Raw genomic sequence first — 23,786 nt, forward strand, 5'->3', positions numbered from 1 at the left:
TCCGTACCCTAACAACTGCCTGTTACCCTTTCGATACCGCTGACCGCAGCTGATTTACTCGCTGCGGTCAGTTGTTATTTGTGGGGTTGTCACGTTCCCGTGGGACGGGGATGTCGACTGACCCGCGAGACGCCCCGCAGCCTGCCGTGAGCCGAGCGGGAGGATCTCGCGGCGTCGGCCGAGTGGGTTCGACGACAACCTCCCGCTGGACGCGGAATCCGCCCGCTCACCGCCGTTGTGGACAACCCCGAAGTTGTCCACAGCCCGGCAGGTTTCGCCCGCGCTCAGATTCCGGTGGTCCCCCGCGGGTACGCCGCTGTGACGTCCGTCAGCACGTTCACCAGGTACGGCACCCCGGACGCGAACGCCCGGTCCAGGGCCGGGCCGAGTTCCCGCGGATCCGTCACCAGCTCGCCGCCCGCCCCGAGCGCCGTCGCCACCAGGTCGTACCGCGTGCCCGGCGCCAGGTCGGCGGCCACGTCGTAGCCGTACAGCAGCTGCATCGGACCCTTCTCCAGCCCCCACGCCGAGTTGTTCCCCACCACGATCACCACGGGAAGTTCGTGCCGCACCAGGGTGTCGAGGTCCATCAGGGACAGCCCGGCCGCGCCGTCGCCGAGCAACAGCACCACCTGACTCGCCGGCCGTGCCACGCGCGCCGCGACGGCCGCGCCGAGCCCGGCGCCGAGGCATCCGTACGGCCCGGGATCGAGCCACTGGCCGGGCCGTCTCGGTTCGACGAACTTGCCCGCGAACGACACGAAGTCGCCGCCGTCGCCGATGATCACGGCGTCGTCGGCCAGTCGCGGCAGCAGTTCCCCGTAGATCCGGGCCGGGTGGATCGGGTCGGTGTCGGCGGCCAGGAGGGCGGCGTCGCGCTGGGCCGCGGCCGTCGCCTCCTCGCGCAGGCGTCGCACCCAGGTCTCCGTGTCCGGACGTGAGGGCAGCGCCGAGAGGATGCCGTCGAGGCAGGCCGTGAGATCGCCGGACACCGAGGCGGCGAGTTCGGCGTGTGCCGACACCTGCGCCGGTTCGTCGGCCACGTGCACCACCCGGGCCGCGGGTGCGCCGTCGCGTCCACCGAACCGGCCGTAGCCGAGGCGGAAGTCCAGCGGCGTGCCCACGACGATCGCCAGATCGCAGGTCCCTACCGCGGTGCCGCGAGCCTTGGTGACGAGCAGCGGGTGTCCACCGGGGACCACGCCGCGGCCCATGCCGTTGGTGATCACCGGGATCCCGACCTCGTCGACGAATCGCAGCGCCGCCTCCTCGGCGTGATCGGCCCACACGTCGGTGCCCAGCACGAGCAGCGGCCGCTGCGCCCCGGCGAGCAGGGTGGCGATCTCCGCCTGTGAGTCCGTGTCGGGCTCGAGCCGGACCGCGACCGGCGGCGACGGCAGCGGCAGCGTGGCACGTCCGAACAGTTCGTCCATCGGCACGTCCACGAATGCCGGCCCCCGGTGCGACGCGCGGGCCGCCCTGAACGCCTCGTCGACCAGCGGACCCACACGGTCCAGCGTCTTCGCCGTCTCGGACAGCTTGGTGACGGTGGACAGCAGCGGCGGCTGGTCGAGTTCCTGCAGGCTGCCCGTGCCCCAGCGGGCGTTGGGTGCGCGGCCGCCGAGCACGACCAGCGGTGACCCCGCGAAGTACGCCTGGGTGACGGCACTGACACCGTTCGTCACCCCGGGCCCGGCGGTGAGCACGGCCAGCCCGGGATGCCGGAGGAGCTTGCCCGTGGCCTCCGCGGCGAACACCGCCGTCTGCTCGTGCCGCACGTCGATCAGCCGCATGCGTGCCGCGCCCTTGACCGCGGCGTCGTACAGCGGGAACACGTGCGCGCCGGAGAGGGTGAACATCGTCTCGACACCGTGGGCGCGGGCCACCGCGGCGGCGTGGTCGCCGCCGTGCCCCTCGAGGTCCGGGCTCATGGCGCGAAGGGTACGGGTGCGGGCAGTGCCGTGGGGCGGGTTCGGTGAACTCTGCCCGAGCCGGCCGTCCGCACCGGACCGGGAGGATTCTCCGAAAAGTATTGTGTCACAAAGCGATATCGGAATGTCGGTGGACTGTCACGCCCGTTGCGGCGCGAGCCGCAGCACCGCGTCGCGCAGGGCTGTCCCGCGTTCGGCCGTCGCCACCCGGCTCGCCGCGTACGACGCCCGCACGAGGAGCCGGGTGGTCCGACGCCGCGCCCGGTCGTAGCGGCCGAGCGCTTCGGGCACCTCGAACCGGGCGAGCAGCCCCGCGAGGGTGGCCGCGTCGACGATCGCCTCGCAGGCGCCGCGGCCGAGGTTGGGCGTCATGGCGTGGGCGGCGTCGCCGAGCAGCGCGACGTTGCCGCGCACGTACGACGGCAACGGCGGGGACTGGTAGATCTCGTGGTGGAGCACGGTTGCGGGGTCGAGGCGGTCGAGTACGTCGCGCACGGCCGGATGCCAGTCGCCGAACCGGGCGACGAGGTCGTCGGCGCCGCCGGTGGTGCCGACGGGCGCGCGGACCGCGGCGAACCAGTTGACCAGGCCGCCCTCGCGGGGAGTGATCCCGAAGAGTGCGCCCGCGCCCCATGTTTCGGTCGCGGTGTCCACGGTGCCGTCGACCCAGCCGCGCCAGGCCGCGAGGCCTGCGTGGACGGGCCGGTGGCCCGGGCCGAAGAGGGCGTCGCGGGTCGGGCTGCCCAGACCGTCCGCGCCGATCACGACGTCGTAGGCGCCGAGCTCGGTCAGTGGCGGGGCGGCCCGGCCGAGCCGCAGCACCTCGTCGGGCAGGCCCGCGGCGAGCAGGCCCAGCAGCGCCGGCCGCGAGAGCAGTACGGCGGGCCGCCGGGTGCGCATCCGCGCCAGCGGACGTCCGTCGGGCCGCACGATCGCACCGCGGTCCAGGGCGACGCCGAGTCGCTCGACGGCGCCGGCGAGCCCGGCCGAGGCGAGAGCGTCGAGCGCGGCCGGCCACATCCCGAGCGCTGTTCCGGTCGCCGGCAACGCGGGGGAACGCTCGAAGACGTCGACGTGCCAGCCCCGCCGGACGAGTGCGTTCGCTGCGGTGAGCCCACCGATTCCGCCGCCGAGGACCGCGGCCTTGCCGCTGTTGCTCCTGGTCATGACGACAATCTACTACGTATGTAGTGTCTTGTCACTACTGTTGTAGTGTCGAGGGGTGACCGACAAACGCGCCGCGGTGCTCGACGCCGCGATCGAACTGCTCGGCCGGGAGGGGTTGCGCGGGCTCACCCATCGCGGCGTGGACGCGGCCGCCGGCGTGCCGGCCGGTTCCACGTCGAACTACTTCCGCACGCGCCGGGCTCTGCTCGAGGGCGTCCTCGACCGTCTCGTCGAGCGCGACCGGTCCGACATCGCCGTCCTGGGGGGCGGAAACCTCCCGCGCACCGAGGACGAACTCGTCGACGTGCTCGCGGGGTACGTGATGTTCGCGACAGGTCCCGATGCGCTGCGTACCCGGGCCCGGTTCGCACTGTTCGTCGAGGCCAGCGCCTCCCCGGCGCTGCGACGGTCCGTGCAGCGCCGGCGCGACGAACTGCAGGGCACGGGGCTCACGGTGCTCGCCGCTCTCGGCTCCGCGGATCCGGTCGGCGGGGCACGCATGCTCGCCGACCACCTCGACGGGATGATCCTGCACCGTCTGACCTCGGAGGATGCGGACTCCGACCCGCGCGAGGACCTTCGCCGGCTGGTGCGCGCGCTGCGGTGACGCGGAGCGCCGCGTGGTCGTACGTCAACCGCGTGTTAACGGTCGGTCACCGGGCCGTTAGGGATGGATAGGATAGCCTTGGTTGCGTCGTCCCCAGGCGGCTGACATATCGTTGTACGCAACACGGTGGACACACGACGTCCAAGCCGACCGGGAGATCCGGCCCGAGCTGCCGAAAAAGGGCACCCGCATCGTCGCGGAAGGGCGGATACTGAACGGTGATCGGTGCCGATCCACCACGTGTCGGTACTTGCTCACGCAAGTAGATGGCCATCAGCGCTGCTGGTCGTCGCTGCAATCAAACGCAACGAAGGCTAGGTATGAAGCATCTTCCCGGGCCGCAAGGGCTCTACCACCCGGCGAACGAGCACGACGCCTGCGGTGTCGCATTCGTCGTCGACATGCATGGTCGCCGCAGCCGGGACATCGTGGAGAAGGCGATCACCGCGCTGGTGAACCTCGAGCACCGCGGTGCCGCGGGCTCCGAGTCCAACACCGGTGACGGTGCCGGCATCCTCATCCAGGTTCCGGACCGCTACTTCCGTGAGGTCGTCGACTTCGACCTGCCGCCCGCCGGCTTCTACGCCACCGGTATCGCGTTCCTGCCCCAGGACGAGAAGGCCGCCGACGAGGCCGTCGCCGCCGTCGACGCGATCGTCGCCGAGGAGGGCCTGCAGGTCCTCGGCTGGCGCGAGGTTCCCGTCGACCCCTCCGACCTGGGCACGCTGGCGAAGCAGGCCATGCCGAGCTTCCGTCAGATCTTCCTCACCTCGCCCGACCGCACCCTCGGCGGTCTAGACCTCGAGCGCCGGGCCTATGTGGTCCGCAAGCGCACCGAGCACGAGCTCGGCAGCGAGGGCGCCGGCCAGGACGGCCCCGGCAGCGAGACGGTGTACTTCCCCAGCCTGTCGGCGTCGACCTTCGTCTACAAGGGCATGCTCACCACGCCGCAGCTCGAGGGCTTCTACCGCGATCTGCAGGACGAGCGCGTCGAGTCGGCACTGGGCCTGGTGCACTCGCGCTTCTCCACCAACACCTTCCCGTCGTGGCCGCTCGCGCACCCGTTCCGCCGCGTCGCCCACAACGGCGAGATCAACACCGTCACCGGCAACGCCAACTGGATGCGTGCCCGCGAGGCGCTCATCGATTCCGACGTGTTCGGCGGCCGCGAGAAGCTCGACAAGATCTTCCCGGTCTGCACCGAGGGCGCGTCCGACACCGCCCGCTTCGACGAGGTGCTCGAGCTCCTGCACCTCGGCGGCCGCAGCCTGCCGCACGCCGTGCTCATGATGATCCCCGAGGCGTGGGAGCGGCACGAGTCCATGGACCCGGCCCGCCGCGCGTTCTACGAGTACCACGCTGCCCTGATGGAGCCGTGGGACGGCCCGGCGTCGGTGTGCTTCACCGACGGCACCGTCGTCGGCGCCGTCCTCGACCGCAACGGCCTGCGCCCGTCGCGGGTGTGGGTCACCGAGGACGGCCTCGTCGTCATGGCCTCCGAGGTGGGCGTGCTCGACATCGAGCCGCAGAAGGTCGTGCGCAAGCTGCGCATGCAGCCCGGCCGCATGTTCCTCGTCGACACCTCGCAGGGCCGCATCATCGACGACGAGGAGATCAAGAGCGCCCTCGCCGCCGAGCACCCCTACCAGGAGTGGATCGACCAGGGCATCGCGCGGCTCGAGGATCTGCCCGAGAGCAAGTACACCTACATGTCCCACGAGCGGGTCGTGCTGCGCCAGCAGGTGTTCGGCTACACGAACGAAGAGGTCCACCTCCTCGTCAAGCCGATGGCGGCGACGGGCGGTGAGGCGCTCGGTTCGATGGGCACCGACACTCCCATCGCGGTGCTCTCCTCGCGTCCGCGCATGCTGTTCGACTACTTCTCGCAGTTGTTCGCGCAGGTCACCAACCCGCCGCTCGACGCGATCCGGGAAGAGGTCGTCACCAGCCTCGGCGGCATGCTCGGCCCCGAGGGCGACCTGCTGAACCCCACCGCCGAATCGTGCCGGCAGATCCTGATCTCGGCCCCGGTCATCGACAACGACGACCTGCAGAAGCTGATCCACGTCAACGACGACGGGCAGTTCCCCGGCTTCAACAGCGTCATCATCCGCGGTCTGTACCCCGTCGCCGAGGGCGGCGAGGGCCTGCGCCGCGCGCTCGAGAACATCCGCGGCCAGGTCTCCGAGGCCATCGACGGGGGCGCTCGCCTGATCGTGCTCTCGGACCGGGAGTCCGACGAGAACCTCGCGCCGATCCCGTCGCTGCTGCTCACCTCGGCGGTGCACCACCATCTCGTCCGCGAGAAGACCCGCACCAAGGTGGGGCTGCTGGTCGAGGCCGGCGACGCCCGCGAGGTGCACCACATCGCCGCGCTGTGCGGTTTCGGTGCGGCCGTGGTGAACCCGTACATGGCCTTCGAGACCATCGACGAGCTGCTGCAGAACGGCGACCTGCCGGACGGCATCACCCTCGACAAGGCCCTCGCGAACTACATCAAGGCCGCGTCGAAGGGCGTGCTCAAGGTGATGTCCAAGATGGGCATCTCCACCCTCGCCTCCTACACCGGTGCCCAGCTCTTCCAGGTGATCGGCCTCTCGCAGGAGATCGTCGACGAGTACTTCACCGGGATGCAGTCGCAGCTCGGCGGCATCGGCCTCGACGAGATCGCGCAGGACGTCGCCGCCCGGCACTCGCTCGCCTTCATGGACCGTCCCTCCGAGCACGCCCACCGCGAGCTCGAGGTCGGCGGCGAGTACCAGTGGCGCCGCGAGGGCGAGTACCACCTGTTCAACCCGGACACGGTGTTCAAGCTCCAGCACGCCACCCGCACCGGGCAGTACTCGATCTTCAAGGAGTACACCCAGCTCGTCGACGACCAGTCGGAGCGGCTCGCGTCGCTGCGCGGCCTGTTCGAGTTCCGCACGGGAGAGCGCCCGGCGGTGCCGCTCGAGGAGGTCGAGCCGGCCAGCGAGATCGTCAAGCGGTTCTCCACGGGCGCGATGAGCTACGGCTCGATCTCCGCGGAGGCGCACGAGACCCTCGCGATCGCGATGAACCGTCTCGGCGGCCGCTCGAACTCCGGTGAGGGCGGCGAACATCCGGACCGCTTCACCCCGGACGAGAACGGCGACTGGCGGCGCTCGGCGATCAAGCAGGTCGCCTCCGGCCGGTTCGGTGTCACCGCGCACTACCTGACCAACTGCACCGACATCCAGATCAAGATGGCGCAGGGCGCCAAGCCGGGTGAGGGCGGGCAGCTGCCGCCGCACAAGGTGTACCCGTGGGTCGCCGAGGTGCGTGGCTCGACGCCGGGTGTGGGCCTGATCTCGCCCCCGCCGCACCACGACATCTACTCGATCGAGGATCTCGCGCAGCTGATCCACGACCTGAAGAACGCCAACCCGCAGGCCCGCATCCACGTGAAGCTGGTCTCCGAGATCGGTGTCGGCACCGTCGCGGCGGGTGTGTCGAAGGCGCACGCCGATGTGGTGCTGATCTCCGGTCACGACGGCGGCACCGGCGCGTCCCCCCTGACCTCGCTCAAGCACGCGGGTGCGCCGTGGGAGCTCGGTCTCGCCGAGACGCAGCAGACGCTGCTGCTCAACGGTCTGCGCGACCGCATCGTCGTGCAGGTGGACGGGCAGATGAAGACCGGCCGCGACGTCGTCGTCGCCGCCCTGCTCGGCGGTGAGGAGTTCGGCTTCGCCACCGCTCCGCTGGTGGTGTCCGGTTGCATCATGATGCGCGTGTGCCATCTCGACACCTGCCCGGTGGGTGTGGCGACGCAGAATCCGGTGCTGCGCAAGCGCTTCACCGGCAAGCCGGAGTTCGTCGAGAACTTCATGCTCTACATCGCCGAAGAGGTGCGCGAGTACCTGGCCGAGCTGGGCTTCCGTTCCCTCGACGAGGCCATCGGGCGCGTCGACATGCTCGACACCACCAAGGCCGTCGACCACTACCGTGCCTCGAAGCTGGACCTGTCGCCGCTGCTCGAGCAGACCCGTTCGCCGATCTTCTGCGAGCAGGACCTGCACTGCACCAAGGAACAGGACCACGCGCTGGACAAGGCGCTCGACAACGAGCTCATCACCCAGGCGCGGCCTGCTCTCGAGTCGGGTACGCCGGTGACGATCGAGACCAAGATCGCCAACGTCAACCGCACCGTCGGCACCATGCTCGGCCACGAGCTCACCAAGGTGTACGGCGGGGAAGGCTTGCCGGACAACACGATCGACATCACGTTCACCGGTTCGGCCGGCAACAGCTTCGGCGCGTTCGTGCCCAAGGGCATCACGCTGCGGCTGTTCGGCGACGCCAACGACTTCGTCGGCAAGGGCCTGTCCGGCGGCCGGATCGTCGTCCGCCCGCCGCTCAACGCGGCGCCGGGCTTCGTCGCCGAGGACAACATCGTCGCCGGCAACGTGATCCTGTTCGGCGCCACCAGTGGCGAGGCCCTCATCCGCGGCGTGGCGGGTGAGCGGTTCGCGGTGCGCAACTCGGGTGCCACGGCCGTCGTCGAAGGCGTCGGCGACCACGGCTGCGAGTACATGACCGGCGGCAAGGTCGTCATCCTGGGCAAGACCGGCCGCAACTTCGGCGCCGGCATGTCCGGCGGTGTCGCGTTCGTGTACAACCCGGACCGCGATTTCGAGGCGAACCTGAACACCGAGCTGGTCGATCTCGAGGACCTCGAGGGCGAGGACTTCCTCTGGCTCAAGGGCGCCATCGAGCGCCATCGTGACGAAACGGGCTCCGAGGTTGCAGCCCGCATCCTGGCCGACTGGTCGCAGCAGGTCAGCCACTTCGCGAAGGTCATGCCTCGCGATTACAAGAAGGTACTCATGGCTATCAAGGACGCCGAGATTCGAGGCGCGAACGTGGACGAGGCGATCATGGAGGCGGCTCGTGGGTGATCCAAGCGGCTTCCTCAAGCACGGCTCGCGGGAGACGCCGGTTCGCCGGCCCGTTCCGCTGCGGCTGCTCGACTGGAAGGAGGTGTACGAGCCGTTCCCGCTCGACACCCTCCAGGTCCAGGCCAGCCGCTGCATGGACTGCGGTATCCCGTTCTGCCACAACGGTTGCCCCCTCGGAAACCTGATTCCCGAGTGGAACGACCTGGCCTACAAGGGCAAGTGGAACGACGGCATCGAACGCCTGCACGCCACCAACAACTTCCCGGAGTTCACCGGCCGGCTGTGCCCCGCGCCGTGTGAGGCCTCCTGCGTCCTGGGCATCAACCAGGACCCGGTGACCATCAAGCAGGTCGAGGTCGAACTCATCGAGAAGGCCTTCGACGAGGGCTGGGTCGCACCGGTCATGCCGTCGAAGCTGACGGGCCGCAAGGTCGCGGTCGTGGGCTCCGGCCCGGCGGGTCTGGCTGCGGCGCAGCAGCTCACCCGCGCCGGCCACTCGGTGACCGTGTTCGAGCGCGAGGACCGCATCGGTGGTCTGCTGCGCTACGGCATCCCCGAGTTCAAGATGGAGAAGGCCGTCATCGATCGCCGTCTGGCGCAGATGGAGGCCGAGGGCACCGTCTTCGAGACGGGCGTGAACGTCGGTGTCGACATCACTGCCGATCAGCTGCGGGAGCAGTTCGACGCGGTCGTGCTCGCCGGTGGCGCCACCGAGGCCCGCGACCTGCCGATTCCCGGGCGTGAGCTGGACGGCATCCACCAGGCGATGGAGTTCCTGCCGATCGCCAACCGGGTGCAGCTCGGCGACCTGCCGGAGCCGACCATCACGGCGAAGGGCAAGAAGGTCGTCATCATCGGTGGCGGTGACACCGGCGCCGACTGCCTCGGCACCTCGCACCGTCAGGGCGCGGCCAGCGTGCACCAGTTCGAGATCATGCCGCGCCCCCCGGAGGAGCGCGCCGAATCGACGCCGTGGCCGACCTACCCGCTGATGTACCGGGTGTCCTCCGCGCACGAGGAGGGCGGCGAGCGCGTGTTCTCCGTCAACACCGAGCAGTTCGTCGGCAAGGACGGCAAGGTCGCCGCCCTGAAGGCGCACGAGGTGAAGATGGTGAACGGCCGCTTCGAGAAGGTCGAGGGGACCGACTTCGAGCTCGAAGCCGACCTGGTGCTCCTGGCCATGGGCTTCGTCGGCCCCGAGAAGCCGGGCCTGCTCACCGACCTGGGCGTGGACCTCAACGAGCGCGGCAACGTCGCCCGCTCCAAGGAATGGGCCACCAACGTCGACGGCGTCTTCGTCGCCGGTGACATGGGCCGCGGCCAGTCGCTCATCGTGTGGGCCATCGCGGAGGGTCGTTCCTGCGCCGCGGCGGTCGATCAATACCTCGAGGGTGCGACGGTGCTCCCTTCGCCGATCACCACCACCACGATGCCGCAGCGCTGAGCGCTCGAATGTGACAGCGCTGAGCGCTGGATTGCGACAGCGCTGAGCGCTGGATTGCGACAGCGCTGAGCGCGCGGGGCGCGCCCGCCGGAAATCCGGTGGGCGCGCCCTTCCCGTTTCGTCCGTTCGGGACGGTTCGCGCGTTATGGTCGTGCGCATGGGTCACCGCATCACGATGCGCAGGGGTCACCGCATCACGAGACGATCACTTGCGGCGGGCATCCTCGGCGCCGGGACCGTGGCGGCCCTGAGTGCCGCCCCAGCGGGGGCGCAGGTCCCCGGCGAATGTGTGCGCAACGTCGGCGGTGCCGTGACCGTCGACGGCGTTCCGCAGGCGCCGCCGGTGGCCGGGTACGACGGCCTGCGACTTCTCGGAGTCGATGGGGGAGCGGGTAATTCGTGCATCACCAACCTGGGGCCGGGTGCCGTGTCCGTGTCCGTTCCACCGCACCCGGCCGCCGCTGCGGCGCCGTCCGGCGCGCCGGTGGAGATGCGTGTGGACGGCGGTAACGGCAACGTCGCGGTCACCAATCTCGGCGTCGGTACGGTCACCGTCGACCGCGATCGGGTCCTGGCGGGTCCCCCGCCGTCCGCGCCGAGCCCGGCGGCCTCGCCGCTCGCGCATCTCACCCCGGAACTCACGCTCGACGCCGGTACGGACGGTGTCTACGTGACGAACATCGGCGCCGGCCACGTGACGGTCGCGGACCACGATGCGGCGGCCGGTCCGCTGCCGCCGGAGGTGCTGCCTCCCGGTGTCGTGGTCACGGATCCTTTGACCGGCAACGTCTTCGTCACCAACATCGGCGCCTCGGCGGTGACCGTCGTGGACCGTCCGGGGCAGCTGCAACGAGTCGTCGACCGCGGCACCGTGGGGACGGCCGTCGACTACGGGGCGGGGAACGTGTTCGTCACCAACATCGGCGGGGGAGCGGTGACCGTCCTGCGGGAGTAAAGGGGGTCTCCCGTCTCGTTCATCTCTGTGTCATATTGCATGTGCATCATTTCGTGACGACGTCGAGATCGGCAGGAGACCTCAGGGGGCTGCGGTGGGGCTGAGAAGTGTGTTGACGCTGGTAGCGGTCGCCGCGGCCACCGTAGTGGGGTCGGCGGTGACGGCTCCCGCGGTCCAGGCCGATCCGGCCGGGTGCCCGAAGCTCCAGGTCGTCGCCGTGCCGGGCACGTGGGAAACGTCGAACACGCCTGCACCGCAGCGAGGCAACGGCATGCTCGCGGCGGTCACCTCCAATCTTCCCCCCGGGGCCCGGGTCGACTACGTCCGGTACGCCGCGACGGCGTTCCCGTGGGAGGGCGAGGTCTACGGTGTGTCGCGGCAGCAGGCCGTCGACAATGCCCGCGGCATCGTCGCCGCGACGGCGGCCGCGTGCCCCGAGGCGCGGTTCGCGCTCGTCGGCTACAGCCAGGGCGCCGACGCGGCCGGCGATCTCGCCGCCGAGATCGGCACCGGCTTCGGAGTGGTCCCGCCGCATCGGCTCGCCGCGGTCGGCCTGCTCTCCGACCCCCGTCGTTCCGAGGCGGACATCCTGATCGGACCGCCCGTCGCGGGCAACGGCGCCGGCGGGCCCCGCATCGGCGGGTTCGGGTTCGTCAGCGGCGACGTCCGCACCTTCTGCGCCGTCGGCGACCTGTACTGCTCGACGCCCAAGGACGATTTCGTCACCCGCGCTGCGGGTTTCCTCGCGATGGCCTCCGGGGGCGACCCGTCCGCCGTCGACCGGTACCGTGCCGAGGCCGACGCGATCTACCTGGATCTGATGAGCGCGGGCGGGCTCCCCATCCTGCAGTCCCAGCTCACCGAGCAGGCCAACGACGAGCGCGAGATCAAGATCCGGAAGTTCTACGAGTCGCAGATCCACCAGGACTACACCAATTACGCGGTCGAACCGAACGGCACCTCGGCCACGACGTGGCTGCGGAACTGGCTGGCTTCCAAGGTCTGACGGGCCGTCAGGTCCGCGAGCCGCGTCGCGCGCGCACGGTGATGCCGCGCGCGGCGAGCAGAGCGGCGAGCACGCCGTCGCCGTCGGTCACAGTCCCCGAATGCGTTCCGTCGTAGATCGCTCCGCAGCCACAGGAGGGACTGCGTGCCTGCAGGACCGCCTCGCGCACGTCGTGCTCGGCGGCGATCCCGGCGACGATCTCGGCCCCACGGACGAACGGATCGGTCATGTCCGCTCCGGTGTCGGTGACGACGCGTGCTCGGCCGGCAAGGACGTCTCGACCGTCGCCGCCGACGATCTCGGCGGGTGGGCGCGGCGTGGGGAGTCCGCCCAGCACCTCCGCACACACGGCGATCGCGCGTCCGGCGGCCACGTCGGCGACCACGTCCTCGTCCGGCCGGGCCTCCGCGTTGTACCGGCACGGCACGCCGGCCAGGCAGGCACTGACGAGAATCGGACGATCCGGCACAGGGTCAGGTTACCGGCAGGCCCGAGCCGGGACTCCGCCCGGAGAGGCCCCACCGCCCGGTCCGGCTCTCCCCGGTGACCACGGTTCCGGGCACGGCGGTACCCGTCCACGGTCATCTCCTGAGCGGTGCGTGGCCGCCGCCGACAACGATCGAGTTCGCCGCGCACGGGCGGGGACGCGCGGCGCTCAGCGGTCCGGCTCGAAGCGGGCACCGAATCGCATCGCCTCCGGGGCGAGGCGGCTCACCCACCGCCGGGTCTTCGCTTCCGGCGTCACGGTCACCAGTGCCCGGTTGTGCCGCACCGCGGCGACGATCGCCTCGCCGACCTTGTACGGCGGATAGCTGCGCGTGCGGTACAGCGCCGTGACCCGCTCGCGGAGCGTGCGCTGCTCCGGTGCGCCGAGGCCCACCATCTCGGCACCGGGAACCAGGTTCGTGCCCACGAGCCCCGGACAGATCGCGCTCACCCCGATCCCGTGGACCATCAGTTCCGCCCGCAGGCACTCGGTGAACATCAGGACCGCGGCCTTGCTCGTCGAGTAGGCGACGAGGCTCTTCTGCGGGGTGAACGCGGCCGCCGAGGCGACGTTGACGATGTGCCCGCCGGTGCCGCGCTCGAGCATCTGGTCCCCGAACGCCCGGCACCCGTACACCACGCCCCAGAAGTTGACGTCCATGACGTGCTCGAACGTCTCCTGCGGGGTGGCGGTGAACGTGCCGATCACGCCGATTCCGGCGTTGTTGACGACCACGTCCGGCACGCCGTGCTGGGAACGGACCGTCGCGGCGAACCGCCGCACCTGCTCCTCGTCGGCGACGTCGAGTTCGTAGGCGTGCGCCCCGCCACCGAAGACCGCTCGCGAGCCGCCGGCGCCGGGGAGGGGCGCGTTGAGCAGCTCCGCGGTGGCGCGGGCGGTGTCGACGTTGCGGTCGGCGACCACGACGATCGCCCCCACGTCGGCGAACGCCCGTGCCGTCGCGCGGCCGATACCGCTGCCCGCCCCGGTGACCACGACGAGCGTCCCGGTCAGGTCGTGCAGGCGCTGATGGACCACTGTCCCTGCGCGCCATCGACGCATCTCCGCGATCCGCGATCTCATGGGCACCATCTTCCTCGTCCGAGCCGCTCGTGCACGGCTGCCGCGCGCGGTACCGTCGAGAAATGACGGAACTGCGTGTGGTGGCGACCATTCCGGCGAAGCCCGGTTCGGAGGACGCGGTGCGGGGCGCGCTGGTGGCGCTGGCCGCGGCGAGTCGCGACGAGGACGGCTGCGTCTCGTACGAACTTTTCGAATCCGGCTCGGCGCCAGGCACATTCGTGACGGTCGAGGTCTGGTCGGGTCAGGAGGCGCTCGACGCGCACATGACCTCCCGGCACGTCACGTCCGCCCTGGCGACGGTGGGGGAGCACCTCGCGGCGGCGCCGGTGATCCATCCGCTCACGGCCGTCGCGTAGCCGGTACGACCGAGCCGGCCGGTCATCGCTCCCCGGATTCCTGACCCGACACGTCGCGGGCCGGTACGACGACGGTGCTCAGCAGCCGCCGGCGCCGGCCCGGGCCGGGGCCCAGCTCGAGGTAGCGCGTCAGCAGCTGCCGCATCTCGGTGACCAGGGCGAGGGCCTCCTCGTCGGTCAGATCGAGGGCTGCCTGCCGGTATCCGACGACGTCCTCGGCCGGATCCCGTCGCTCGGGATCGTCGAGGTACGCGTCGAAGTCGGCGAGCAGCTGCGCGGTGAAGGCGAGGAAGGCACGCCGATGGTCCTCGGCGCTCATCGTCACCGCCTCCTGCCCGTCTATGTGCGCGCGTTCGGCGACGAGACGGTAGGTGCGTTCGACCGCGCCGCGGACGCGGCGCTGCGCGACGACGTCGAGGACTCCGGCGCCGGTGAGCGTCGCGATCTGCCGGTAGAGGGTGGCGGCGGGAACGTCGTCGATGAGGGCACGTAGCTGCGCGGTGGTGGCGGTGCGGTCGCCGAGCAGCGCCTGGACGATCCGCAGGCGCACCGGATGCAACAGCAGTTCCGCGGTGGTCATGTCTCCTCTCACCCGTCAATGTTCTCACGATTGACATTGTTCTCAGCAATGAGAACAATGGGAGCCATGACGACGCTGAGCATCGACCACGGAGTCCTGACGCTGCGCTTCACGCGCTTCGAGAAGATCGCGGGACTGATCCGCGACGTCGACGTCCCCCTGGATGCCATCCGGGACGTCGAGGTCCACGCCGACGGTCTCGCCGCGACGCGAGGAATGCGCGCTCCCGGCCTCGGGCTGCCGGGTGCCCGCAAGATCGGCACCTGGCGCGCGCGGGGACGCAACGAACTCGTCGCCGTGCGGCGCGGACAGCCCGCCCTGCGCGTCGAACTGTCGGGACACGCGCGCGACGCCCTGGTGATCGGTATGGACGACGCCGAGCAGTGGGCCGAGCGGCTGCGAACCCGGACGGCGCGCGCCTGATCTCAGCCGTTCTCGACGTCGGTGGACGGGCCCTCGTCGGTGGCGCCGCCTTCCCCGGCCCATTCGGCCGGATCGGACAGGACGTCGTCGTCGGCACCTCGGGACCCGCTGTCGGTGTCCGCGGTGGCGGGGTCGCCGTCGCCGTCGGGTCGCGTCATGTCGCCTCCTGTGTCGATCGGGGGATCGTGTCGGGGTGAGCCGTTCCGTTGTACGCGGTCGGAGTACCCGTTCGGAACGCGACTACACCCGGCGGTGCCGCACCGGAATTCACCCGATGCGGCACCGGGCCGGTCTGCGTCCGGCCGCTAGAGGGAGTGCTTGCCCTCGTTCGGAGGCGGGACGATCGGTGCGCCCGCGGCCGGGGGAGTCACGGCCGGCCCGCCGCCGGCGGCGTCGGGTGCCATGTTGCCGCCTCCCGAGATGTTCGCCTTCTCGGCGGCCTTCTTCGCCAGGTCGCCGGCCTTCTCCTGCACCTGGGGCGCCTTCTCCTGCACGGTCTCCTTCGCTTCGGTGACCTTCTGCTGTACCTCGGGCTTGTTCCACAGCTGAACGGACTGATCGCGCATCTTCTCGTAGGTCTCACGCCCGGCCCTGGTGCCCAGCACGAAGCCCACGGCGGCACCGGCGGCGAAGGTCAGAGCTCTCATCATGGCAATCTCCTGCTCGTCGAATCTCGGGGGCCCGGCGTCGTCGACACCGGCCGGCGGTCGTGGCCCGACGGCTACCTTCCGCCCGGCTGCCACGCCCTCGCGGCGGCCGCCTCGTCGCGATTCCGCCCACGTCGTACCGATACCCGGATCCGAGCCGGTTCACACCGGTTGCGGCGAACGGATCAGACGCGCAGCATGTCGCGCACGTGCCCGGTCTCGTTGACCGAGGCTGCCCGCCGGGCACCGTTGCGGGAGACGAGGATGCGGGTCACCGATGTGTACTCGATGGGGAACATCAGCGGCCGGTCGAGCCCGAGCAGGTCCTGGAGCAGGACGTTGACGACGCCGCCGTGGGCGAACACGGCGACGGTGTCGTCGTGCGCGCAGGTGTCGACGATGTGCTGGGTGGCGGCGAGAACGCGGGTGCGGAATTCGTCCGCATCTACGAAGTCGGGAAGGTGACCTGCGCGGATGCGTGCCACGGCGTCCGGGGCAAGCTCCTGCGCGAGGTGGAACGGAATGTAGTGGTCGAGGTGGTAGTCGTACTCCGCCAGGCCCTCGAGCCGGGTGACGGGAAGCCCGCGGGTCTCGGCGAGCGGCGCCGCCGTCTCCAGGGCGCGGCGTTGCGGGCTGCTGAACACCCGCGCGATCCGGTAGGGCTCGAGCGCGGTCGGCAGCCGCGCGGCCTGGGCGCGGCCCTCCTCGGTCAGCGACGGGTCGGCGCGTCCCTCGCTGACCCGGGAGATCTCGGGTAGGGCGTGTCGAATCAGGAGAAGCTGCACGTCACCACGATCGCACGACGACCGATCGCGCGCTCGGTCGACCCGGTGTTTCACGTGAAACCGGGGTGCTCACCGGCGTGCGCGGGGCTTGGCGAGGGGGAAGGCGAGGGACTCGCGGATGCTGCCGCCCGTGATCAGCATGACGATCCGGTCGACCCCCATGCCGAGACCCCCGGTGGGCGGCATGGCGTGTTCGAGCGCCTGCAGGAAGTCCTCGTCGAGTTCCATCGCCTCCTCGTCGCCCCCCGCGGCGAGCAGCGACTGCTCGGTGAGCCGGGCCCGCTGGTCGATCGGGTCGGTCAGCTCGCTGTAGGCCGTGCCGAGTTCGATCCCCCAGGCGACGAGGTCCCACTTCGCCGCGACGAGCGGTTTCGTCGGGTGCGGGCGCGTCAACGGCGACACCGAGGTGGGGAAGTCGGTGTAGAAGGTGGGGAATTCGGTGCGGGATTCGACGAGGTGCTCGTACATCTCCTGCGCCGTGGCACCGGCGTCCCACTCGGGGCTGTACGGGATCTCGTGCTCGTCGCACAGCCGGCGCAACTCCTCGACCGGGGTCTGCGCGTCGATCTCGGTGCCGAGGGCGTCCGAGACCGCCCCGTGGAACGTCTTCACCGGCCACTCGCCGGAGATGTCGATCTCGACGGGCGTCCCGTCGGGGCCGGGCCGGACGATCACCGCACGCCCGTGGGCCGCGACGGCCGCGGCCTGGATCAGCTCGCGGGCCAGCACCCGCATGACCTCGTAGTTCGCGTGCGCCTCGTAGGCCTCGAGAATCGTGAACTCCGGATTGTGCTTGAAGTCCGCCCCCTCGTTGCGGAACACCCGGCCGATCTCGAAGACCCGTTCCATGCCCGCCACGCACAGGCGTTTGAGGTACAGCTCGGGTGCGATCCGCAGGTACAGGTCGAGGTCGTAGGCGTTGATGTGGGTGGTGAAGGGGGCGGCGTTGGCGCCGCCGTGCACGGGCTGCAGGATCGGGGTCTCCACCTCGAGGTAGCCCCGCGCCTGCAGCTGCTCGCGCAGCGACCGCACCACCGCGCTACGCGCCGCGAGCAACCGGCGCGCGGTGCGGTTGATCGCGAGGTCGACGTACCGCTGCCGCACCCGAGCCTCCGGATCGGTCAGGCCGCGCCACTTGTCGGGCAGCGGGTGCAGGCACTTGCCGTCGAGCCGCCAGTCCTCCGCGAGCACCGAGAGCTCGCCGCTGCGACTGCGGCCCGTCACCCCGCTCACCTCGACGAGGTCGCCGAGGTCGAACACGAACCGGCGGCCGCCGACGCGGCTGCGGTCGACCAGGATCTGCACGTCCCCCGACCAGTCCCGCAGCACCGCGAACAGCACGCCGCCGAAGTCGCGGAGTCGCAGGATACGACCGGCGATCCGCACCGCGGTGCCCTCGGGTGCGGTCACCGTCGCCGCGCAGGTGTGCGACGGCGGGTTCGCCACCGGATACGGGTCGACGCCCGCCTCCTCGAGCCGTTCGAGCTTCGCCATCCGCACCCGCACCTGCTCCGGACGGCGGGGTCCGGTGCGCGACTCCGGCGCCGGCAGGGTGGCGGGGGCGCCGCCGTCGTCACGCAGGGCGCCGGTCTCGACGAGCGCCGGAGGAGCGGACGTCTGGGTTCCGGTGTGGCGGCGGGCGCTCCGCTCCCGGCCGAAGCTGGGCAGCGTGAGGAAGCCCTCGGCGATCGCCGACGCGATCCCGACCCGGGGCAGCACCCGGTTGTCGGCGAAGCACAGGAACCGGGGCACCCACTCGGGCTGGTACTTCACGTTGGACCGGTACAGCGCCTCGAGCTGCCACCAGCGGGAGAAGAACACCAGCACCGAACGCCACAGCCGCAGCACCGGACCGGCGCCGATCCGTGCGCCCTCCTCGAACACCGAGCGGAACACCGCGAAGTTCAACGAGATCCGGGTGATCCCGAACTCGCCGCCGTGAGCAGCGAGTTCCGACACCATCATCTCCACGACACCGTTGGGGGCCTGCGGATTCCGCCGCATCAGATCGAGCGAGACCCCGTCGGCGCCCCACGGGACGAGGGACAGCAACGCCACCACCTCGCCGTAAACCGTCGCCTCCACGAGCACGCACCGGCCGTCGAGCGGATCCCCGAGCCGGCCGAGCGCCATCGAGAATCCGCGTTCGGTCTCGGTGTCGCGCCAGTCGTCGGAAAGGCGGATCGCCTGCGCCATTTCGGCCTCGGGAACGTCCCGGTGCCGGCGGATACGCACCGTCACGCCCTGCTTGTGCGCACGCGTCACGGCTTGGCGTACGGGCCGCATCTCCCGGCCGGACAGCGAGAACCCCGTGGTGTGGAGAACGGCCTCGTCGCCGAGTTGCAGGACCGACAGACCGGCCCGGCGATAGGCGCCGGCGCCGGCCTCGCTCGCCCCCATCACCGCCGGCGCCCAGCCGTACCCCCGGGCGAGCGCGAGCCACTCGTCGATCGCGTGCGGCCACGCCTCCGGATTTCCGATGGGATCCCCACTGGCGAGACACACCCCGACCTCCACGCGGTAGGTCACCGCGGCCTTACCGCTGGGCGCGAAGACCACCGCCTTGTCGCGCCGGGTCGCGAAGTAGCCCAGCGAATCGTCGCCGTTCCGCTCGAGCAGGCCCCGGATGGCGGATTCGTCGTTCCCGGTCAGTGCGTTGGTCGCCCGTTGCGACCGGAACAGCACGATCACCGCCGCGATCAGCGCCAGCGCCCCCAGCAGGCCGAGCAGGGTGTTGACGAATCCGTGTGGGCGCCCGCTGAACTGATCGTTGTCGAGCAGGGACAGGGCGGTGACCCGGTTGACCGCCCACAGCAACCGCTCGTCGGACGGCAGGGTGCCGGGGAACAGCTCCACCAGGCCCCACCCGATCAGTGTCCCGACGGCCAGGCCGGCGACGAGGACACCCAGCGATTTCCACACCGCGCCGCGACGGACCCGCGTGTAGAACTCCGGGTACGCCGCGAGCAGGATCCCCACCACCGCGACCTGCACCACGAGACCGATCGCCGCGCCGATATCGCGCTCCGACACCGCCACGTACCCGTTGTAGATCGCGAATCCGGCCAGGTACACGGTGAGAATCCACCATGCGATCCGCTTGCGACTGGCCAGGGCCGCCGCGAGCAGACCGAGCACCAGTGCATACGACAGGCTGGTGTCGGGGGCGTCGAACAGGTAGGTGTCGACGTATTCGCGTGGGGTGTGGACGAAGTAGCGCAGGGTGGGGGAGAGCGACCACAGCGCCACCGCGAGGGCGAAGATCCCGAGGGTCAGGCCCGCCACGTGCGGGACCGAGTTCAGGCGGCCGCGGGGCCGGGCAGACAGGTGGGGGTGCGCCGCAGGTGCCGCAGCAACGTCCGCTGACATGCGTCGACGGTAGCGCCGCGCAGGACCTCGTACCGGTCGGAACCGACAATTCGGTGCGAATCCGTCGTGCCGTCCGCCCCGTGCCGTCCGCCCTGTGCCGTCCGTCCTGTGCCGCTCGGACCGTCGACTTCGACTCGGGCGGTCTGCCTCAAGGTTCGAAGCGGTATCCCATCCCCGGCTCGGTGAGCAGGTGCCGGGGATGGGCGGGATCGGGCTCGAGTTTGCGCCGCAGCTGCGTGAGATACACCCGCAGGTAATGGGTCTGGGTCGTGTAGGACGGTCCCCACACCTCTTCCAGCAGTTCGCGCTGCCCGACGAGCTTTCCGCGGTTGCGCACCAGCACCTCGAGCATCCCCCACTCGGTGGGAGTCAGGTGAACCGGTGCGCCGTCGCGCGTGACCTTCTTCGCGGCGAGGTCGACGGTGAAGTCGTCGGTGTCGATCGCCGGTTCGGTCGTGCCCGAGATGGTGCCGGCTCGGCGGACCGCGGCGCGGATGCGGGCGAGGAACTCCTCCATCCCGAACGGCTTCGTGACGTAGTCGTCGGCTCCGGCATCGAGAGCGGCCACCTTGTCGAGGGCATCGGTACGTGCCGAGAGGACGATGACCGGGGCGGTGCACCAGCCGTGCAGCCCGGCGAGCACCTCGATCCCGTCGAGGTCGGGTAGTCCGAGGTCGAGGACGATCACGTCGGGACGCTGCTGGGCGGCGGCCCGCAGGGCGGAGCGTCCGTCACCGGCGGTGATCACCTCGTACCCGCGTGCGGTGAGGTTGATGCGCAACGCGCGCAGGATCTGTGGTTCGTCGTCGACGACGAGTATGCGGGTCATCGCGGCACCCTCGGCTGCGCGGACGCGAGTTCGACGACCATGGTCGTCCCGCCGCCGGGTGTCTCGGTGGTGGTGACGGTTCCGCTCATCGCTTCGGCGAATCCTCGCGCGACGGTCGATCCGAGCCCCGCCCCGCCGCTGCGGTGGTCGCCGATTCGTGGGAAGACGTTGCCGGCGTCGCCGGATCCGAGGCCGGGACCGCAGTCCGCGATGGTGACGGTGGTGCGGTCACCGGAAGTGACGGCACCGACCCGGATCGGGCCGGTCGGCGCGTAGCGCAGGGCATTGTCGAGAAGGTTGGCCAGGATTCGTTCGAGCAGGCCGCTGTCCGCCTCGACCATCGTGTCGCCGACGTCGACCTCGAGTCGTTCGCGCACCCGGCGGGCGGCGTCCGGGCCGCCGCTCGAGAGCGTGACCACGGCCCGGTGCAGCACCTCGTCGAGGTAGAGCGGCTGCAGGACGGGCGTGACCACCCCGGCCGCGAGCCGAGAGGAGTCGAGCAGGTTCGACACGAGGGCGGTGAGCTGGTCGGTGGACTCCTCGATCGTCGCGAGCAGCTCCGCGGTGTCCTCGGCGGAGAATTCGACGTCGGTACTGCGCAGACTGGACACGGCGGCCTTGACGGCGGCGAGCGGGGTGCGCAGGTCGTGGCTCACCGCCGACAGCAACAGCCGCCGTAGACGGTCGGTTTCGGCCAGGGCCGAGGCTTTCGCCGCTTCGGCGGTGAGTTCGTCCTGGCGGATCAACCCGGCGATCTGCCCGGTGACCGCGGTGAGGATCCGGCGGTCGCGGGGTCGCAATCCTGGGCCGGACAGCAGTAGCGCAAGACGGCCGTCGTCGATCTCGCACACGGTATCGGCCTCGTCGACCGAGGCGGGCGGAGTGGTTCCGGTGCGGTCGACGACGTGGCGGCGGCCGTTCTCGGAACGCAGGATCGCGACACCGGACTGCCCGTAGGTCTCGCGGACCTTGTCGAGCAAGCTGTGGACGTTCGCGCCGCGCAGCACAGCGCCGGCGAACAGGGCGAGCAGTTCGGCCTCCTGCGCGGCGAGCCGCGCCTCGCGGGCCCGGGCCGCGGCGGCGTCGACCAGCGCGGCGACCGCCACGGCGACGACGAGCAGCACCACGGTGGTGACGAAGTTGTCCGGTTCGGCAATGGTGAAGCTGTAGCGCGGTTCGGTGAAGAAGAAGTTGAGCAGCAGGCCGGACAGCAGGGCCGCGACGACGGCGGGGCCGATTCCGCCGAACAGGGCGACGGCGAGCACGACGACGAAGAACAACGCGTTCTGGCCGGCCACCCCGGTGAGGCGGTCGATCACGGCCATCAGGGCGGTCGCGACGAGGGGGATGACGGCTGCCGCGATCCAGGACTGCAGTCGCCGCTCGTGGCGGCCCAGCAACGCCATCTTCGGGCCTCGGGCCGTGTGCTCGTGGGTCACCATGTGCACGTCGATCCTGCCGGAGTCGCGGACGACCGCCGCCCCGATGCCCTCGTCGAGGATGCGGGCCCATCGCGGGCGCCGCGACGTGCCGAGCACGAGCTGGGTCGCGTTCACCTCCCGCGCGAAGTCGAGCAGCGTGGTGGGCACGTCGTCGCCGACGACGCTGTGCAGGCTGGCGCCCAGACTCGCGGCGAGGGTCCGGACCTTTCCCATCTGCGGCGCCGAGACACCGGTGAGGCCGTCGCCCCGGACGACGTGCACGACCATCAGCTCCGCGCTCGCCTTGGCGGCGATGCGGCTGGCCCGGCGCACCAGGGTCTCCGATTCGGGCCCGCCGGTGACGGCGACGACGACGCGCTCGCGGGCCTCCCAGGTGTCGGTGATGGCGTGTTCGCCGCGGTACTTCGCGAGCGCAAGGTCGACCTGATCGGCGAGCCACAGCAGGGCGATCTCGCGCAGGGCGGTCAGGTTCCCTTCGCGGAAGTAGTTGCGCAGCGCGGCATCGACGTTCTCCGGCGCGTAGACGTTGCCGTGCGCGAGACGCCGCTGCAGCGCCTGCGGGGTGATGTCGACGAGCTCGACCTGGTCGGCGCGCCGTACGACGTCGTCGGGCACGGTCTCGCGTTGCACCACGCCGGTGATCTGCTCGACGACGTCGTTGAGGGACTCGAGGTGCTGGATGTTGACCGTGGACAGGACGTCGATGCCCGCGTCGAGCAGTTCCTCGACGTCCTGCCAGCGTTTGGTGTGCCGGCTGCCCGGCACGTTGGTGTGGGCGAGCTCGTCGACCAGGGCGACCGCCGGCCGGCGGGCCAGCACGGCGTCGAGGTCGAGTTCGTCGAACACGGTGTCGCGGTACGTCATCCGCCGTGGCGGGACGATCTCGAGGCCGGCCAGCTGCTCGGTGGTGCGCGCCCGCCCGTGCGTGTTCACGATCGCCACCACCACGTCGGTGCCTCGGCCGATTCGCCGATGGGCCTCCCCCAGCATGGCGAACGTCTTTCCCGCGCCGGGGGCGGCACCGAGGTAGATCCGCAGCCGTCCCCGGCGCGACGCCTCGGGGACGGCGGTGCGTGCGGTACCGGTCACGACGCCATCATCCACCCGAGGGGACCTCGTCGCAGTCGGGTGCAGTCAGTCCCAGGGCCACGTTCAGCTCGGGCACGTTCACTCGTTCGGCGCCGAGGAACCCGAGTTGCCGGCCCTCGGTGTGCGCGGCGACCAGCTCGCGGACCCATTGCTCGGGGATGCCGGTGACCCGCGCGACCCGCGGCACCTGCACCGCGGCGTAGGCAGGGGAGATGTGGGGGTCGACGCCGGAGCCGGATCCGGTGACCGCATCGACGGGAACGGCCTGCGGCGGCACCTGCTCGCGTGCGGCGATCGCCGCACGCCGCTCGTCGACGAAGGCGGCCAGCACCTCGCTGCCGGGGCCTTGGTTGGACGGCAGGGCGGCGGCCGGGTCGCCCGGGGTGAATGCGTCCCCGCCGGCGACCGAGCCGACGACGCGCGTGTGGAAGAACGGGTCGGGCTCACCGACGGCGACCTGCGGATCGACGCCGATCAGCCGGCTGCCGACCACGCACCCGTTCGCGTCGGTCAGCGCCGAACCCTCGGCGCTCGCCGCACCGAGTCGTCCCACCACCCATACCGTCGCCGGATAGGCCGCTCCGACGATCACGGTCAGTGCGACCAGCATCAGCAGGCCGGCCCGCACCTGCCGGATCAATCCTGCGAAGAAGTTCCCGAATCCCATCCG

The 23,786-nt window shown here is 70.7% G+C and carries 19 protein-coding genes; 7 read left to right on the forward strand and 12 right to left on the reverse strand.

What is annotated here, in order from left to right; translation table 11 throughout:
* Positions 1-284: 284 nt before the first annotated feature.
* The gene (locus ACWPQI_RS00235; RefSeq protein ID WP_010595481.1) at positions 285-1,931 is read right to left on the reverse strand and encodes an acetolactate synthase; all 1,647 of its coding nucleotides are present in this window, start codon (positions 1,929-1,931) and stop codon (positions 285-287) included.
* 138 nt (positions 1,932-2,069) lie between these two features.
* Positions 2,070-3,098: an FAD-dependent monooxygenase gene (locus ACWPQI_RS00240; RefSeq protein WP_010595482.1), complete on the reverse strand. Its 1,029-nt coding sequence runs from the start codon at positions 3,096-3,098 to the stop codon at positions 2,070-2,072.
* Positions 3,099-3,153: 55 nt separating this feature from the next.
* On the opposite strand from ACWPQI_RS00240, the gene ACWPQI_RS00245 reads away from it, so the two are divergent.
* The 5 genes from ACWPQI_RS00245 to ACWPQI_RS00265 all read left to right on the forward strand — a co-directional run bounded on the left by ACWPQI_RS00245 (position 3,154) and on the right by ACWPQI_RS00265 (position 12,026).
* Positions 3,154-3,705 carry a TetR/AcrR family transcriptional regulator gene (locus ACWPQI_RS00245; protein ID WP_010595483.1) on the forward strand — a complete coding sequence of 184 codons (552 nt, stop codon included), beginning with the start codon at positions 3,154-3,156 and terminating at the stop codon, positions 3,703-3,705.
* Positions 3,706-4,025: 320 nt separating this feature from the next.
* Entirely contained in the window at positions 4,026-8,621 is a 4,596-nt protein-coding gene (gene gltB / locus ACWPQI_RS00250; protein WP_010595484.1) for a glutamate synthase large subunit, read from the forward strand.
* Entirely contained in the window at positions 8,614-10,065 is a 1,452-nt protein-coding gene (locus tag ACWPQI_RS00255) for a glutamate synthase subunit beta (RefSeq protein ID WP_010595485.1), read from the forward strand. The genes gltB and ACWPQI_RS00255 overlap by 8 nt, the downstream gene beginning before the upstream one ends.
* Before the next feature lie 157 nt (positions 10,066-10,222).
* Positions 10,223-11,020, forward strand: a complete 798-nt coding sequence (locus ACWPQI_RS00260) for a YncE family protein (protein WP_225223008.1) — start codon at positions 10,223-10,225, stop codon at positions 11,018-11,020.
* A 112-nt stretch (positions 11,021-11,132) separates the two neighbouring features.
* Entirely contained in the window at positions 11,133-12,026 is an 894-nt protein-coding gene (locus tag ACWPQI_RS00265; protein WP_230831591.1) for a cutinase family protein, read from the forward strand.
* A 7-nt stretch (positions 12,027-12,033) separates the two neighbouring features.
* Here the strand turns inward: ACWPQI_RS00265 and ACWPQI_RS00270 are convergent, their stop codons facing one another.
* Together ACWPQI_RS00270 and ACWPQI_RS00275 are read right to left on the reverse strand one after the other, a co-directional pair.
* Complete coding sequence (locus ACWPQI_RS00270; protein ID WP_010595489.1) at positions 12,034-12,495, reverse strand: 2-thiouracil desulfurase family protein; 462 nt, start codon at positions 12,493-12,495, stop codon at positions 12,034-12,036.
* A 186-nt stretch (positions 12,496-12,681) separates the two neighbouring features.
* A complete protein-coding gene (locus ACWPQI_RS00275) occupies positions 12,682-13,596 on the reverse strand; it encodes an SDR family NAD(P)-dependent oxidoreductase (RefSeq protein ID WP_040273141.1) in 915 nt (304 codons plus the stop codon).
* 62 nt (positions 13,597-13,658) lie between these two features.
* Between ACWPQI_RS00275 and ACWPQI_RS00280 the strand changes: the two genes are divergently transcribed.
* Positions 13,659-13,952 carry a putative quinol monooxygenase gene (locus tag ACWPQI_RS00280; RefSeq protein WP_010595491.1) on the forward strand — a complete coding sequence of 98 codons (294 nt, stop codon included), beginning with the start codon at positions 13,659-13,661 and terminating at the stop codon, positions 13,950-13,952.
* A gap of 22 nt (positions 13,953-13,974) precedes the next feature.
* Here ACWPQI_RS00280 and ACWPQI_RS00285 read toward each other — a convergent pair whose 3' ends face one another.
* The gene (locus tag ACWPQI_RS00285) at positions 13,975-14,532 is read right to left on the reverse strand and encodes a helix-turn-helix domain-containing protein (protein ID WP_064066395.1); all 558 of its coding nucleotides are present in this window, start codon (positions 14,530-14,532) and stop codon (positions 13,975-13,977) included.
* A gap of 66 nt (positions 14,533-14,598) precedes the next feature.
* Here ACWPQI_RS00285 and ACWPQI_RS00290 point away from each other — a divergent pair, with 66 nt between their 5' ends.
* Positions 14,599-14,955 carry a hypothetical protein gene (locus ACWPQI_RS00290; RefSeq protein ID WP_010595493.1) on the forward strand — a complete coding sequence of 119 codons (357 nt, stop codon included), beginning with the start codon at positions 14,599-14,601 and terminating at the stop codon, positions 14,953-14,955.
* 2 nt (positions 14,956-14,957) lie between these two features.
* On the opposite strand, the gene ACWPQI_RS00295 is transcribed toward ACWPQI_RS00290, so the two are convergent.
* The 7 genes from ACWPQI_RS00295 to ACWPQI_RS00325 form a co-directional block, all read right to left on the reverse strand.
* Entirely contained in the window at positions 14,958-15,113 is a 156-nt protein-coding gene (locus ACWPQI_RS00295; protein WP_003936594.1) for a hypothetical protein, read from the reverse strand.
* A gap of 147 nt (positions 15,114-15,260) precedes the next feature.
* Positions 15,261-15,605, reverse strand: a complete 345-nt coding sequence (locus ACWPQI_RS00300) for a YtxH domain-containing protein (protein WP_010595494.1) — start codon at positions 15,603-15,605, stop codon at positions 15,261-15,263.
* A 182-nt stretch (positions 15,606-15,787) separates the two neighbouring features.
* Positions 15,788-16,387 carry a histidine phosphatase family protein gene (locus ACWPQI_RS00305; protein WP_064066394.1) on the reverse strand — a complete coding sequence of 200 codons (600 nt, stop codon included), beginning with the start codon at positions 16,385-16,387 and terminating at the stop codon, positions 15,788-15,790.
* A gap of 69 nt (positions 16,388-16,456) precedes the next feature.
* Positions 16,457-19,756, reverse strand: coding sequence for a bifunctional lysylphosphatidylglycerol synthetase/lysine--tRNA ligase LysX (lysX, locus tag ACWPQI_RS00310; protein ID WP_099528101.1), 3,300 nt, complete (start codon positions 19,754-19,756; stop codon positions 16,457-16,459).
* A 148-nt stretch (positions 19,757-19,904) separates the two neighbouring features.
* Positions 19,905-20,585 carry a response regulator gene (locus tag ACWPQI_RS00315; RefSeq protein ID WP_010595497.1) on the reverse strand — a complete coding sequence of 227 codons (681 nt, stop codon included), beginning with the start codon at positions 20,583-20,585 and terminating at the stop codon, positions 19,905-19,907.
* Entirely contained in the window at positions 20,582-23,116 is a 2,535-nt protein-coding gene (locus ACWPQI_RS00320) for a sensor histidine kinase (protein ID WP_010595498.1), read from the reverse strand. The genes ACWPQI_RS00315 and ACWPQI_RS00320 overlap by 4 nt, the downstream gene beginning before the upstream one ends.
* 7 nt (positions 23,117-23,123) lie before the next feature.
* A complete protein-coding gene (locus ACWPQI_RS00325; protein WP_010595499.1) occupies positions 23,124-23,783 on the reverse strand; it encodes a potassium-transporting ATPase subunit C in 660 nt (219 codons plus the stop codon).
* Positions 23,784-23,786 lie beyond the last annotated feature (3 nt).

The sequence above is a fragment of the Rhodococcus sp. LMD genome (genome assembly GCF_056108245.1).